This window comes from Actinokineospora sp. UV203 (assembly GCF_056323665.1).
The window spans coordinates 1,730,310-1,743,622 of record NZ_CM150484.1 but is presented as its reverse complement, the minus strand read 5'-3'; the positions used below and the strand labels follow the sequence as shown (position 1 = coordinate 1,743,622).

Sequence of the window (13,313 nt, the reverse complement as noted above, 5' to 3'; positions counted from 1 at the left end):
GGGGACCGGGAGCGCGGTTCAGGCACGCCCCCGGGCGGTTTTAGAGAGGTATTCCCTACCTAACGAGACAGTCCAGGTCGTCACAAGCGAGCGTTGGAGTGATCTTCACGCGGGTAGGGGCTCGGCGGCACTCGCCCGCCGAGCCCCGCGCACTACCGTTTCATCAAGGCGAACAGGCCCCAGCCGAGGTATTCGCGCAGGTAGCGGGTGTAGCGGATTTGCGACTCGCTCAGTTCCGCGCGCATCTCGGCCGCCAACTCGTCATAGGGGTTGGCATCGAGCCAGCGGCGGATGTTGAGCCACTGGGCGGCGACATAGCGGTCCCAGCTGTCGCCATCGGCGAGGACCATTTCGACGACGTCCCACCCCAGTTCGTTGAAGTGCCCCACCAGGTCCGGTAGCAGCCGCCACTCGTCGGGCCGGGTGGCGTAACACGCTTCGACGGTCGCCTGGTCCGGTGGCGTGAGCCGCCAGTACGGCTCGCCGACCAGCATCAGGCCGCCCGGCCGCAGGCTGCGGGCGAGCAACTCGACAGTGCCGGTCACGCCATCGCCGATCCAGGTCGCGCCGACGCAGGCCACCAGATCGACCGGTGCGTCGGACACGAATCCCGCCGCGTCGTCATGCCGGAAGGCGACCCGATCGGCCACTCCCAGTTCGGCGGCGCGCTCGCGGGCGGCGTCGAGGAACACGGTGCTGATGTCGACACCGACACCGCTGACGCCGTGGTCGTGCGCCCAGGTGCAGAGCAGTTCGCCCTTGCCGCAGCACAGGTCGAGAACGGTCGTCCCCGCGGGCAGGCGCAGCGCCCGGCCCATCGTGGCGAGCTTCTCGGCGGTGATCGGGTTGAGGACCCGGTGGCTGCTCTCGCGGATGGTGAAACTACGTGGAAGATCCACTTCGGTCGGTCCTTACGGGTGAGGTGTGCGTGACAGGGGAGCGTCGAACCGTCCGAACAGTCACCAAAACACCTCATCGCGTCGCGAGGATTGACCTGCCCACGCTAGAACACGGCCGCGGGCGCCGTCCAAGCGTTTTCCGCCTCAGAACGGGACTTCCACCGCGAGAAGACCGTCCCCGGGCGCCCGACCGGACAGGAACCGGCAGAACTCGACCGCATCGAGCCGCAGTTCCGGTCCGCCGTGCGTCCACTCGCCGCCCGCCGGGCCGGAGAGCACGAGGGTGAACGGCTGCCCGTGGCGGCCCGCCCACTCGTCGACGACGTCGGCCACGAGCACGCCGTCGTGCTCGGCGGTGAGGACCGGTGTGCCGCCGACCGCGCGGTGGATGTCCATCCGGTGCATCCACGGGTCGCGGGTGAGGATCACGTCCATCAGGTACCCCAGCGTCCACTTCTCGCCATGCTCGTTGCCTTCCATGGACTTGCGGCGGAGCAGGCTGGGAACGCGGCGTCGGGCGCGCGCCGCTTTCGGTGCGACAGCGGCGAAACGCGTGACGACCTCGGCCGGGCTCAGGTGCACGTGCTCCTCGACTTGCAGGGCCGTCAGCGCGTCGATGAACACACCGCCGCGCTTGCGGGCCGCGCGCGGCTGGCGCACGCTCTCCAGCGGGGATGCGGCTATCTCAGCCATCCCCAAGGCGTGTCCGGCCATCGCGCGGACGTCCCATCCGGCGCACTCGGTGGGTGTCGCCCAGTCGTCGGGTGTGAGGGACCGCAGTACATCGACGAAACGCTGGTACTCGGTCTCGGCGAGCCGTGCGGCCGTCGGGCGGTCCAGGGTCGGTCTGCGGGGCGCGGTCTTGGTCATCGTGGTCATCGAGTGCTCCTCAGTGGTGGGCCGGGCAGGCCCATGTGGTCGGCGAACATGTCCATCGCGCGGGGGAGCAGCCGTCGCCACCGGTCGCCCCCGGGATCGTTGGCCAGCTGGGTGTCAACCAGGCCGCCGACCAGTGACACATACAGATCCACGTCTTCTGGCTGGTCGACCCCGATGCGGTGGAGTTGCTCGCGCAGCCGCTCCATCACCGCGACCGACGGCGCGTAGGACTCCGCGCTCGGCTGGAAGTCCGGGATCGCCCGCTGGTTCATCAGCTGGAACCGGGCGAGGTCGGCGACGGAGAAGTCGAAGAAGGCCTCGCACATGGCCAGCAGCGCCACCCGCGGGGCTTCCGGCAGGCTCGCCGTCCGCTCCAGGGTGATCTGCAGGAAGTCCGACCAGGCCTGGCCGAACATGGCGTCGTAGATCGAGTTCTTGGACGCGAAGTGTGTGTAGAGCGAGGGCGAGCGCATCCCGACTCGTGCGGCGACCTCGCGCAAGGTCACCGACGACAGACCCCCGGCGCGTGCGATCTCCCACGCGGCTTCGACGATCTCCCGCCGGGTTGCCTCACGCCGTTCGGCCTGCCTATCACGATTAGGTAGAACGCTCATAGTTAGGCAGCGTGCGCCCGATGGCGGGCATTGTCAAGGACGGTTCAGGCGCTCGGTGAGATCGTCGAGAGTCGGCATGAACCACAGGTGTGTCCCGCGGTTGGACTCGCGGACAAAGGAGGCCATGGCCTCGCTGCGGGCGATGTGCCCGGCCATGTCGCCCAGCACGACCAGGCGCATCCGGTAGTTGACGAATTTCTGGACGATCTCGCCCGCGACCCGGGTGCGCAGGACGAAGAAGTCGTCGGCGAACCGGCTCGTGGGGATGACGATCATGTCCACGTCCTGGCCCCAGAGCTCCCCGAGGAGGTCCGTGGCGTCGCTGTCGCGGGCCAGCGCCGGGCCGTCGCTCGCGCACACGGCCAGGGAGACGTCGTTGACGGTCAGCATGGTGAACACGGACACGGACGGTAGTCGCGGCCGTTAGGGTGGTCGAATGGATTCCTGGGCCGCGGTCATCCTCGCGGGCGGTCGCGCGTCGCGGATGGACGGTCGGGACAAGGTCGCCATCGAGGTCGACGGTGTCACCTTGCTCGCGCGCGCCGTGGCCGCGGCCGCGGGCGCCGACCCGATCGTCGTGGTCGGCAAGCGCAGGCCGGTTCCGCGTCCGGTCGTGTGGACCGTCGAGGACGAGCCGGGCTCCGGGCCGGTCGCCGCCATCGCCGCGGGCATCGCGCCGCTGCCCGACGACCCGGACCTGCCCGTCGTGCTACTCGCCGCTGACCTTCCGCGACTCACCCCGGCCACCCTCGCCCGGCTGATCGACTCCCTGGGGCGCACCGGCGTCCTCCTTGTCGACGCCGACGGGCGCGACCAGTGGCTGCTCAGCGCGTGGCGGCTCGGGGTGCTGCGGGCCGCTCTGCCCGAGCGGCCGGAGGGTTTGGCGCTGCGCAAGGTGCTGGGTGGACTCGACCCGCTGCGGGTTCCGGCCGTCGCCGACGAAGCCGCCGATGTGGACACTCCCGAGGACCTTTCCCGCTTCACCAGTTGAGTTCACAGCGCTCACACCGCTCATGCGGTTGGCTGTAACCCGCTGGAATGACTGTGCGCTGAGGAGGACAGCTGGTGACCGAGCCTGGGCAGGTCGAGCAAGAGGGCAGCACGCCCGCGCGTGACGCGCAACTGCTCGAACGCACCGTGTTCGAGGTCAAGCGGGTGATCGTCGGGCAGGACCGGTTGGTCGAGCGGATGCTCGTCGGCCTGCTCGCCAAGGGCCACCTGTTGATCGAGGGTGTGCCCGGTGTCGCCAAGACGCTCGCCGTGGAGACCTTCGCGCGGGTGGTCGGCGGTTCGTTCTCCCGGGTGCAGTTCACCCCGGACCTGGTGCCCGCCGACATCCTCGGCACCCGCATCTACCGGCAGGCCACCGAGCGCTTCGACGTCGAGCTCGGCCCGGTCGTGGCCAACTTCGTCCTCGCCGACGAGATCAACCGCGCGCCCGCCAAGGTGCAGTCGGCGATGCTCGAGATCATGGCCGAGCGGCACGTGTCCATCGGCGGCCAGACCTTCCCGATGCCCGACCCGTTCCTGGTGCTCGCCACGCAGAACCCGATCGAGAACGAGGGCGTCTACCCGCTGCCCGAGGCGCAGCGCGACCGGTTCCTCTTCAAGATCATCGTCGAGTACCCGACGGCCGAGGAAGAGCGCGAGATCGTCTACCGGATGGGTGTCACGCCGCCGGAGGCCAACCAGGTCCTCAGCCCCGAAGAGCTGCGCCGCCTGCAGGACGTCGCCTCCAGGGTCTTCGTCCACCACGCGCTCGTCGACTACACCGTCCGGCTCGTGCTGGCCACCCGCACCCCCGCCGACCACGGCCTGGCCGACGTCGCGGGCTGGATCGCCTACGGCGCGTCGCCACGCGCCAGCCTCGGCATCGTCGCCGCCGCCCGCGCCCTGGCGCTGGTCCGCGGCCGCGACTACGTGCTGCCCCAGGACGTCGTCGACGTCGTGCCCGACGTGCTGCGCCACCGGCTCGTGCTGTCCTACGACGCGCTCGCCGACGGCGTCCCGATCGACCACATGATCTCCCGGGTCATGCAGACCGTCCCGCTGCCGCAGGTCTCCGCGCGGCCGCAGGCGCCCAGCGGGCACCCGGCGCCTGCCGGGGTGGCCGGCAGGCCGTGAGCAGGCACAAGGCCGCCGAGGGCGAGCGGCCGAACTGGGCGCCGCCGGTGCTGCGGGGCGACCGGATGGAAGCGGGCCTGCGGCTGCTGGAGATCGACGTCCGGCGCAGGCTCGACGGGCTGCTGCAGGGCAACCACCTCGGTCTCGTGCCCGGACCCGGGTCCGAACCGGGGGAGGCCCGGCCCTACCAGCCGGGCGACGACGTGCGCCGGATGGACTGGGCGGTCACCGCGCGCACGACCATCCCGCACATCCGGGAGACGGTCGCCGACCGTGAGCTGGAGACGTGGCTGGTCGTCGACCTGTCCGCGAGCCTCGACTTCGGCACGGCCGCGTGCGAGAAGCGCGACCTCGCCGTCGCCGCGGTCGCCGCGATCGCCCACCTGACCCGCGGCGGCGGAAACCGGGTCGGCGCGCTGATCTCCACCGGCGAGAAGATGATCCGCATCCCCGCGCGCGGCGGTCTCGCCCACGCGCGCGGCCTCGTCCGCAAGGTCGCCGAGACCCCGCGCGCGAGCGAAGGCGTCCGCGGCGACCTGGCCAACGCCATCGAGCAGCTCCGCAGGCCACCGCGCAGGCGTGGGCTCGCCGTGGTCATCTCCGACTTCCTCGGCCCGACCGACTGGCAGCGCCCGCTGCGCGCGCTGTCGCTGCGCCACGAGCTGATCGGCGTCGAGGTCGTCGACCCGCGCGACATCGAACTGCCCGACGTCGGCACCGTCGTGCTGGCCGACCCGGAGACCGGGCGCCAGCGTGAGATCACCGCGTCACCGTTGCTGCGCAAGGAGTTCGGCGCCGCTGCCGCCGAGCACCGTGAGGCGGTCGCCAAGGGGATCCGGCAGGCCGGTGGCGGGCACCTGGTGCTGCGCACGGATTCCGACTGGATCGCCGACACTGTCCGCTTCGTCGTGGCCCGCAAGCGCCGCTGGTCCGGAGGCGTCGCATGAGTTTCCGCAACTTCGCCACCCCGTGGTGGTTCCTCCTGCTGATCGCGGTCGCCGCCCTCGTCCTCGGCTACCTCTACGTGCAGCGCATCCTGCGCAAGCGGACGCTGCGCTTCGCGAACCTGGAGCTGCTGGAACGAGTCGCGCCGAACCAGCAGGGCTGGATCAAGCACGTGCCCGCGATCGTGCTGATCATCGGCCTGGTGCTGCTGACCACCGCCATGGCGGGACCGACCGCGCAGCAGAAGGTGCCGCGCAACCGGGCCACCGTGATGCTGGTGATCGACGTGTCGCTGTCGATGGAGGCCACGGATGTGGCGCCGACCCGGCTCAAGGCGGCCCAGGTCGCGGCCAAGTCCTTCGCCGAGGGGCTCACGCCCGGGGTCAACCTGGGACTGATCACCTTCGCCGGCACCGCGACGGTCCTGGTGGCGCCGACGACCGACCGGGTCGGCGTGGCCAAGGCGATCGACAATCTGAAGTTGGCCCAGTCCACCGCGACAGGTGAGGCGATTTTCGCGGCGCTGCAGGCGATTGAGGGCTTCTCCCAGGTCGTCGGCGGCCCCGAGGGCCCACCGCCCGCGCGCATCGTGCTGATGTCGGACGGCAAGCAGACCATCCCGACGGAGAACGAGGAAGACCCGCGCGGGTCGTACACCGCGGCCAAGGCGGCGGCCGACAAGAAGATCCCGATCACCACGATCTCCTTCGGCACCAAGGAAGGCACCGTCGACATCGAGGGCCGCGTGCAGTCCGTGGCGGTCGACGACACCGCCATGAAGGAGATCGCCGACCTCTCCGGCGGCGACTTCTACCGAGCGGCGACGGCCGAACAGCTGCGCAAGGTCTATGACACCCTCGGCGAGCAGATCGGCTACGAGATCAAGGAAGCCGACGCGAGCAAACCGTGGCTGGTGTTGGGCACCCTCGCGGCATTGATCGCCGCGGGCAGCGCTCTGCTGATCGGCCAGCGACTGCCATAGAAGGTCACTTCTTGCCGAGTGTGATCAGTCGGCTCGTGACCGAAATCCGCGGTGGGAAGCGTCGTCTAGGTCCTAGATGGTGTCGAAACCGGCGGAGACCTCGGCGTAGATGATCGGGTTGATCGCGAGTTCGCCCGCGTCGCGGGCGTCGGCGACCGCGTTCTCCGACCAGTCCGCCCAGGACGGATCATCGGTGAGGATGTCGAGCAGGACACACGTATCGACAAGGGGTTACCGCCGGGCAGGGGTTGGGGGCGACAACTCGCAGGCGCTTATCACCCGCCACGAAGAAGGTCCATCAGCTCGTCGGTACTCATGGGGTCGTCGCCTTGCCCCGCATACCGCGGGCAAGGCGGCGGCCATGCGTCTGGCGGTTCCCGATCCGGACGATGTGCAACGTGGCACCGTCTTCGACGACCTCGACCTCGTCGCCCTCCCGTAGGTGGTACTTCTTCCTGAGCTCGGCAGGGATGGTGACCAGTCGCTGAACCGGGCGCGTGGGTTGGATCAGGGTTGGCACCGACCAAGGCGCGCAGGCTCATCTGCGGGGTGCCGCCAGGTGTAGCCGACGAACACTGTCGCCGCTTGGCGCCCTCGGAGGCTTGATCGCCGCGACAGCGCACTGCTGATCGGCCGGCACCCGCCCTGATTCGGCGCTCGGACACATTTCCGATTCGGGTTTTTGTCTTATCCTGCACGCTTTTCGGCTAACTGTTTCCGATGAGTTCGCACGTCAATACGCTGCGGCGAATCATGATCTATCGCCTGCGAGGAGTTGTCGTGCCCCGACTTTCCAGAAGACTCATATTGGCCGCGTCCGCCGTCGTCACGGCCGCCCTGTTCGTCCCCCTTGATGCCTCCGCCGCGGACAACCCGTACCAGCGCGGCCCGGCCCCGACCGTCCAGGCGCTCGAAGCCGCGGCAGGCCCGTTCGCCGTGGCCAAGGTGTCCGTCCCCGGCGGCAACGGGTTCGGCGGCGGCACGATCACCTACCCGACCGACACCAGCCAAGGGACCTTCGGTGCCGTGGCCGTGTCGCCCGGCTTCGTCGAGAACGAAGGCGCGATCGCCTGGTTCGGGCCACGACTGGCGTCGCACGGGTTCGTGGTGATCACCATCTCGACGAAGGGCCTGTTCGACCAGCCAGACGCCCGTGGCGCGCAGCTCTTGGCCGCCCTCGACTACGTGACCAAGTCCAGCACCGTCCGCGACCGCGTCGACCCCGCGCGGCTGGCGGTCATGGGCCACTCCATGGGCGGCGGCGGAGCCCTCCACGCCACGGCCCTGCGGCCCGCGCTGAAGGCGTCGATTCCGCTGCTGGCGTGGAGCAACACGAAATCCTGGAACTCGGTCCGCGTCCCGACGATGGTGATCGGCGCGGAAAACGACTTCATCGCCTCCGTCGGTTCGCATTCGGAGCCGTTCTACCAGTCCCTCGGCGGCGAGAAGGCCTACCTGGAAATGAACGATGCCGACCATTTCATCACCAATTCGCCCACACCGACGGTCGGAAAGCTGACGGTGTCGTGGCTGAAGCGGTTCATGGACATCGACACCCGCTACGACCAGTTCCTGTGCCCGCCACCGGTCGCGGGCGGCCCGATCTCGGAGTACCGCGACACCTGCCCGTACATTTGATCCCGGTGGGCGGCCGGGAATTTCCCGGCCGCCCGCTTTCCGGTCACCTTGCCCTGCCAACCTGGCCGCATGCCCCCCGCTCTGACCGCTCGTGGTTTCCATGCCGCCATGGAGTCGGTGACCCGCCGCCTGCCGTTCGGTCTAGCCGATGTGGTCCCGCCCAGCCTGCTCGGCTTCGGTGTCATCAACGGCTTCACGTTCCTCGTGGACCTGGCCCTGCTGACGGTTCTCCACAGTGGACTCGGGCAGCCGCTCTGGCTCAGCATCACCTTGGCGTACGCGGCGGCGTTCGCCTTGAGCTTCGCCCTCAACCGAGCGCTGAACTTCCGCTCCCATGCCCGGTCGGCCCGCAGGCGCTGACGTACGTGGTCGTCGTGATCGTCAACTACCTGCTGTGGATCCTTGGCGTAGGCAACGGCCTTGCGGCTCTAGGCGTCGCTTACCACTTGGCCCGCCTGATCGCCGGCGCATGCGAAGCTGTGTACATGTACTGCGCCCTGCGCTGGATAGTCTTCCGGGACGCCTGACTTACGGAGACGACGTGACGGCCGAACAGGTCTTTGGGATTCAAGAGTTGGTGGCGATGGTTTGTCCTCGCACTCGCCCTCGTGTTCATTGCCTTCGGCGGGTGGGCTGTTGCGGTGATCTTCGGATGGGTGTTCGCGCGACCGCGCATGGCATTGAGGAGTGGCCCGTCGTGGGGCCCACGGAGCGAGTGCTCTGGTCGGACATTGTCGGCTTCACCATCGGAGACGGGCCGTCGATGCTTCCATCCAAGTCGCCCACGCTCATGCTGGCCGAAGGCCATGGCGAGCACACCTTGACGTCGTTGGCGTACTACGGATGGAGGGGGAATACACCCCGAGCCGTCTCACGGCTGGAAGCATTGGTCAACGACATGATCGAGAAGCGCGGCGATGGTCGACCAGTCGAATGAGATCGAGGCGGTGGGTATGAAATGGATATTGGCGGGCGCTCTGACCGTTGTGATCGCCGGGTTGGGTGTCGGCTGCTCCATGTTGGCCGATACCGGGGTGGCTGCTCGCCCCGCATGCGAGCCCAACCAACAGCGTCTTGCCTCGATGGAAAACGACGGCGCTCTCAGGTTGGCCGTCCCAAGGTTTAACGATGCCAGGCGGTTTGCGGTAAACCCGTGCGAAGCTGACGACGGGACGGGATCGGTGGGGGTCGTCGGAACTAATCCGACCGCCGCGAAAGCAGAATTTATGGAATTTTTCCGGCGCGAATCGCCGACTGTTGGTTGGAATCTGATGACTGAGGACTCCGGCCCGGTTGTGTCCGGTTCTTCCGTTGTTCTCGACCGTCTGTGTTTCGAAAGCGGACGAGAGTCCGGTGCGCGATTGATGGTCATTCGCAAGGGAAACCCGCGAGAGCCCGAGCAAAATGTCTTCATCGAGATTCAGTTCGGCGACGGTGGTCGAAGGTGTGGTGATTTGTCCCGATAGTCGAACGCCTCGCCCGGCCTCGGCACCTGGGGCTGTGACGAAGGGCGCGTCGGCCCGACCGAGGTTACGTTCCAGTAGCCAGATAGCCTCCTCACCGGACGTGTTCGCGGGCCTGGATGGGGAGCGGAATGGGACGGTCGGTACTGGTCACCGGCGGGAACCGAGGCATCGGTCTCGCGATCGCGCAGGCGTTTCTGGCGCAGGGCGACAAGGTGGCGATCACGCACCGGGGGTCTGGGGCTCCTGAGGGGATGCTCGGCGTCCAGTGCGATGTCACCGACGCCGACGCCATCGACAAGGCGTTCGCTGAGGTCGAGGCCGCCAACGGGCCGGTGGAGATCCTCATCGCCAACGCGGGCATCACCGACGACACCCTCCTCATGCGCATGGACGAGGAGCAGTTCACCCGGGTCATCGACGCCAACCTCACCGGCGCGTTCAGGGTGACCAAGCGGGCCACCCGGAACATGCTCAAGGCGCGGTTCGGGCGGGTCGTCTACATCTCCTCCGTCGTCGGCATGCTCGGCGCGCCGGGGCAGGTCAACTACGCGGCCAGCAAAGCCGGCCTCATCGGGATGGCGCGGTCGATCGCCCGTGAGCTGGGCTCCCGCAACATCACCGCCAATGTCGTGGCGCCCGGGTTCATCGAGACCGACATGACCGCCGGGCTCACCGAGGACCGCAAGAAGCAGATCCTCGGCAACGTCCCCGCCGGTCGCTACGGGCAGGTCGAGGAGATCGCCGCCGCGGTCACCTTCCTCGCGTCCGACCAGGCGGGTTACATCAACGGCGCCGTGCTCCCGGTCGACGGTGGCGTCGGCATGGGCCACTGACCACACATTCCCAGGAGGACACCCAGCGATGACCGGACTGCTCGAAGGCAAGCGACTGCTGATCACCGGCGTGATCACCGACTCGTCCATCGCGTTCCACGTGGCCAAGGCCGCCCAGGAGCAGGGCGCGACCGTGGTGCTCACCGGGTTCGGCCGGATGAGCCTGGTCGAGCGGATCGCCAGGCGGCTGCCGCAGCCCGCGCCGGTGATCGAACTGGACGTGCAGAACCCCGAGCAGCTCGCGACGCTGGCCGACCGGGTGCGCGAGCACGTCGACGGGCTCGACGGCATCGTCCACGCCATCGGGTTCGCCCCGCAGAGCTGCCTCGGCGCGCCCTTCATGGACGCGCCCTGGGAGGACGTGAGTGTCGCCCTGCAGGTGTCCGCGTACTCGCTCAAGTCGCTGACCCAGGCCGCGCTGCCGCTGCTGGGCCGCGGTTCGTCGGTCGTCGGTCTGGACTTCGACGCGCGGGTCGCGTGGCCCGCCTACAACTGGATGGGTGTCGCCAAGTCGGCGTTCGAGTCAGTCAACCGGTACATGGCCCGTGAGCTGGGCCCGGAGGGCATCCGGGTCAACCTGGTCGCCGCCGGTCCGGTTCGGACGATGGCCGCCAAGTCCATCCCCGGCTTCGCCGAGCTTGAGGCAGGCTGGGCCGCTCGCGCGCCGCTGGGCTGGGACGTCGACGACGCCACCCCGGTCGCCAAGTCCGTGTGCGCGCTGCTGTCGGACTGGCTGCCCGCGACCACCGGCTCCATGGTGTGGGTGGACGGCGGCGTCCACGCCCTCGGCATGTGATGGCCGACGCGCTGCTCTGGCTGTCCTTCGGCGGCCCCGAGTCCCCGGCTGACGTCCGTCCCTTCCTGGAGAACGTCACCCGGGGCCGGGGGGTGCCGCCGGAGCGGCTCGACGAGGTCGAGGCGCACTACCAGCACTTCGGCGGCGTCTCGCCGATCAACCGGCTCAACCGCGAGGCGATCGACGCCGTCCGCGAGGAGCTGGAACGCCAGGGTGTCGACCTGCCGATCTACTTCGGCAACCGCAACTGGCACCCGATGGTCGAGGACACCGTCGCCCAGATGACGGCCGACGGTGTCCGCTCCGCGCTGGTGTTCCCGACCAGCGCGTACGGCGGCTACTCGGCGTGCCGTCAATACGACGAGGACATCCTCCGGGCTCGGGCCGCCGTGCCGGACGCGCCGGAGTTTCTCAAGCTGCGCCACTACTTCGACCACCCGCTGTTCATCGCCGCGGCCGCCGACGCCGTGCGCGAGGCGGCGATCCCGGGCAGCCGCCTGGTCTTCACCGCGCACTCCGTGCCCGACTCGGCCGACGTCGCCGCCGGGCCGCCGGAGGAAGGCGGACGCCGGTACTCCCGTCAGGTCGCGGAGGCGGCCCGGCTCGTCGCCGCCGAAGTGGGCGCCGCCGAGTACGACGTGGTGTGGCAGTCGCGGTCGGGTCCGCCGCGGATCCCATGGCTGGAGCCGGACATTGCGGACCACCTGGAAGCGTTGCACGGCAACGGGGTCCGGGCGGTCGTCGTCTGTCCTATCGGGTTCGTCAGCGACCACCTGGAAGTTGTGTGGGACCTCGACACCGAGGCGGCGGACAAGGCCAAGGACCTGGGCATGGACTTCGCCCGCGCCGCCACGCCGGGCACGGACCCGCGATTCGCGGAACTGGTCGTGGAACTGGTCCGTGAACACCTCGCCGACGCGCCCGTGCGCAAGCTGTCGGAGTTCACCATGGCCGGCTGCACCCGCAACGGCGAGCCGTGCGCCGTCGGCTGCTGCGAGCCGGCGAAACGCCCGGGCGCCTGAACGTCGCCAACTGCGAACTCGTTGACCCGAACTGCGAACTCAGTGACCCGCACTGCGAACTCGTTGTCCTGAAGTGCGAACTCGTCGTCCTGAAGTGCGAACTCAGTGTCGGGAGCGGTGGACTCGCGGAGAAATAGGGTGGCGGGACGGTGCAGGGATCCGTCCCGCCACCCTCTGGCGGCTAGGCGCGCAGTCGGACCCTGTGCCGAAGGTCTGACGCTGCAGCCTGTGCGGGGAAAACAGCCGCGACGTACGCGATCGCGCACTCCGGGCACATCAGTGGTTCGCCTGGACGATCGCGAAAGCGGTCGTCCACCGGCATGCCGCACAGGCCCACCGTGCGGCTTACCGGAACCAGATGTGCCCGTCCACGATACGTCGCGCTGGTTCCCCAGCACACATCGCCGCGCGGGTCGGGGATGCGATTCATGATCATCACCCGTTCGCTTGGGATATGTCGAGCTTGGTGTGGAGCAACCGGCCGGTCTCGCTGAGCGTGACCAGTCGGCAGTCTCGGAGGCGGGCCGAGCCGATCACCACGTGACCCGCGTTGATCAGCTCCCGAAGCCGCGCGGTGAGCCGCCCGCCGATGGGTTCGCCGCGGTCGGTGATCTCGTTCTGCTCGGTCATGCCGAGTTCGCCGCGCTGCGCGCACCGCAGGAGGACATACCAGTCGCGCGAGCGGGCGGCGTCCGCGGGGGAGCGGCGGCCGCGGCGCAGCCAGATGTCGAGGAGGCGTTCGCCCGCGGACGTCAGTTCGGCGACGACCCAGCCGTCACGCGGGTCGACCGCGTTGGCGAAACCGATGAAACCGTCGCGGCGCAACGTGAACAGCGCGCTGATCATGAGGGCGCTCAAGTCGTCGCACCGGTGGCGCAGGGCCGACGTCGTGCCGTACGCGCCCACTTCGCCGCGCGCGACCATCTGCAGCGCGTGGAGGTGGGTGGTATCGAGCGCGAGCGGACGGGTTCCCGGCTTCCGTTCGACGAGATGTGCGGTCATGGTGTGACTCCGGTAACAGCGGTTGGTTCAATGTGCTCATATTGGGCGAGTCGAACCACGATCGCTCATCTCAACATCCCATAGCACCGCGTTATGGACAGCCCGTTTTGCCT

Annotated in this window: 17 protein-coding genes; 11 read left to right on the top strand and 6 right to left on the bottom strand. The window is 68.7% G+C overall.

Annotated elements, in window-relative coordinates:
- Window positions 1–152 precede the first annotated feature (152 nt).
- The 4 genes from ACUZ2Y_RS07840 to ACUZ2Y_RS07825 form a co-directional block, all read right to left on the bottom strand.
- On the bottom strand, window positions 153–899 hold the full coding sequence (locus tag ACUZ2Y_RS07840; RefSeq protein ID WP_476328391.1) for an SAM-dependent methyltransferase: 747 nt from the start codon (window positions 897–899) through the stop codon (window positions 153–155).
- Between the two features lie 144 nt (window positions 900–1,043).
- A complete protein-coding gene (locus ACUZ2Y_RS07835) occupies window positions 1,044–1,778 on the bottom strand; it encodes a maleylpyruvate isomerase family mycothiol-dependent enzyme (RefSeq protein WP_476328389.1) in 735 nt (244 codons plus the stop codon).
- A complete protein-coding gene (locus ACUZ2Y_RS07830; RefSeq protein ID WP_476328387.1) occupies window positions 1,775–2,392 on the bottom strand; it encodes a TetR/AcrR family transcriptional regulator in 618 nt (205 codons plus the stop codon). Before ACUZ2Y_RS07830 ends, ACUZ2Y_RS07835 begins: the two co-directional genes overlap by 4 nt.
- A gap of 33 nt (window positions 2,393–2,425) precedes the next feature.
- Window positions 2,426–2,782, bottom strand: coding sequence for a DUF4180 domain-containing protein (locus tag ACUZ2Y_RS07825; protein ID WP_476331654.1), 357 nt, complete (start codon window positions 2,780–2,782; stop codon window positions 2,426–2,428).
- A 46-nt stretch (window positions 2,783–2,828) separates the two neighbouring features.
- Between ACUZ2Y_RS07825 and mobA the strand changes: the two genes are divergently transcribed.
- The 4 genes from mobA to ACUZ2Y_RS07805 all read left to right on the top strand — a co-directional run bounded on the left by mobA (window position 2,829) and on the right by ACUZ2Y_RS07805 (window position 6,443).
- Window positions 2,829–3,383 (top strand): molybdenum cofactor guanylyltransferase, encoded by a 555-nt coding sequence (gene mobA, locus ACUZ2Y_RS07820; protein ID WP_476328385.1) that lies wholly within the window; start codon window positions 2,829–2,831, stop codon window positions 3,381–3,383.
- A 74-nt stretch (window positions 3,384–3,457) separates the two neighbouring features.
- On the top strand, window positions 3,458–4,516 hold the full coding sequence (locus ACUZ2Y_RS07815) for an AAA family ATPase (RefSeq protein WP_476328383.1): 1,059 nt from the start codon (window positions 3,458–3,460) through the stop codon (window positions 4,514–4,516).
- Window positions 4,517–4,581: 65 nt separating this feature from the next.
- On the top strand, window positions 4,582–5,463 hold the full coding sequence (locus ACUZ2Y_RS07810) for a DUF58 domain-containing protein (RefSeq protein WP_476331651.1): 882 nt from the start codon (window positions 4,582–4,584) through the stop codon (window positions 5,461–5,463).
- Window positions 5,460–6,443 (top strand): VWA domain-containing protein, encoded by a 984-nt coding sequence (locus ACUZ2Y_RS07805; protein ID WP_476328381.1) that lies wholly within the window; start codon window positions 5,460–5,462, stop codon window positions 6,441–6,443. The genes ACUZ2Y_RS07810 and ACUZ2Y_RS07805 overlap by 4 nt, the downstream gene beginning before the upstream one ends.
- Window positions 6,444–6,756: 313 nt before the next feature.
- Here ACUZ2Y_RS07805 and ACUZ2Y_RS07800 read toward each other — a convergent pair whose 3' ends face one another.
- The gene (locus ACUZ2Y_RS07800; protein ID WP_476328379.1) at window positions 6,757–6,963 is read right to left on the bottom strand and encodes an AbrB/MazE/SpoVT family DNA-binding domain-containing protein; all 207 of its coding nucleotides are present in this window, start codon (window positions 6,961–6,963) and stop codon (window positions 6,757–6,759) included.
- A 260-nt stretch (window positions 6,964–7,223) separates the two neighbouring features.
- On the opposite strand from ACUZ2Y_RS07800, the gene ACUZ2Y_RS07795 reads away from it, so the two are divergent.
- From ACUZ2Y_RS07795 to ACUZ2Y_RS07765, 7 genes are all read left to right on the top strand, one after another.
- The gene (locus ACUZ2Y_RS07795; protein ID WP_476328377.1) at window positions 7,224–8,081 is read left to right on the top strand and encodes an alpha/beta hydrolase family protein; all 858 of its coding nucleotides are present in this window, start codon (window positions 7,224–7,226) and stop codon (window positions 8,079–8,081) included.
- A gap of 69 nt (window positions 8,082–8,150) precedes the next feature.
- Window positions 8,151–8,441, top strand: coding sequence for a GtrA family protein (locus ACUZ2Y_RS07790; RefSeq protein ID WP_476328376.1), 291 nt, complete (start codon window positions 8,151–8,153; stop codon window positions 8,439–8,441).
- A 14-nt stretch (window positions 8,442–8,455) separates the two neighbouring features.
- Complete coding sequence (locus tag ACUZ2Y_RS07785; protein ID WP_476328374.1) at window positions 8,456–8,608, top strand: hypothetical protein; 153 nt, start codon at window positions 8,456–8,458, stop codon at window positions 8,606–8,608.
- Between the two features lie 390 nt (window positions 8,609–8,998).
- Complete coding sequence (locus ACUZ2Y_RS07780; protein WP_476328372.1) at window positions 8,999–9,547, top strand: hypothetical protein; 549 nt, start codon at window positions 8,999–9,001, stop codon at window positions 9,545–9,547.
- Between the two features lie 128 nt (window positions 9,548–9,675).
- The gene (fabG, locus tag ACUZ2Y_RS07775; protein ID WP_476328370.1) at window positions 9,676–10,380 is read left to right on the top strand and encodes a 3-oxoacyl-[acyl-carrier-protein] reductase; all 705 of its coding nucleotides are present in this window, start codon (window positions 9,676–9,678) and stop codon (window positions 10,378–10,380) included.
- Between the two features lie 28 nt (window positions 10,381–10,408).
- The gene (gene fabI / locus ACUZ2Y_RS07770; RefSeq protein ID WP_476328368.1) at window positions 10,409–11,176 is read left to right on the top strand and encodes an enoyl-ACP reductase FabI; all 768 of its coding nucleotides are present in this window, start codon (window positions 10,409–10,411) and stop codon (window positions 11,174–11,176) included.
- Window positions 11,173–12,198 carry a ferrochelatase gene (locus ACUZ2Y_RS07765; RefSeq protein WP_476328366.1) on the top strand — a complete coding sequence of 342 codons (1,026 nt, stop codon included), beginning with the start codon at window positions 11,173–11,175 and terminating at the stop codon, window positions 12,196–12,198. Before fabI ends, ACUZ2Y_RS07765 begins: the two co-directional genes overlap by 4 nt.
- A 435-nt stretch (window positions 12,199–12,633) precedes the next feature.
- On the opposite strand, the gene ACUZ2Y_RS07760 is transcribed toward ACUZ2Y_RS07765, so the two are convergent.
- On the bottom strand, window positions 12,634–13,200 hold the full coding sequence (locus tag ACUZ2Y_RS07760) for a hypothetical protein (RefSeq protein ID WP_476328364.1): 567 nt from the start codon (window positions 13,198–13,200) through the stop codon (window positions 12,634–12,636).
- Between the last annotated feature and the right edge of the window lie 113 nt (window positions 13,201–13,313).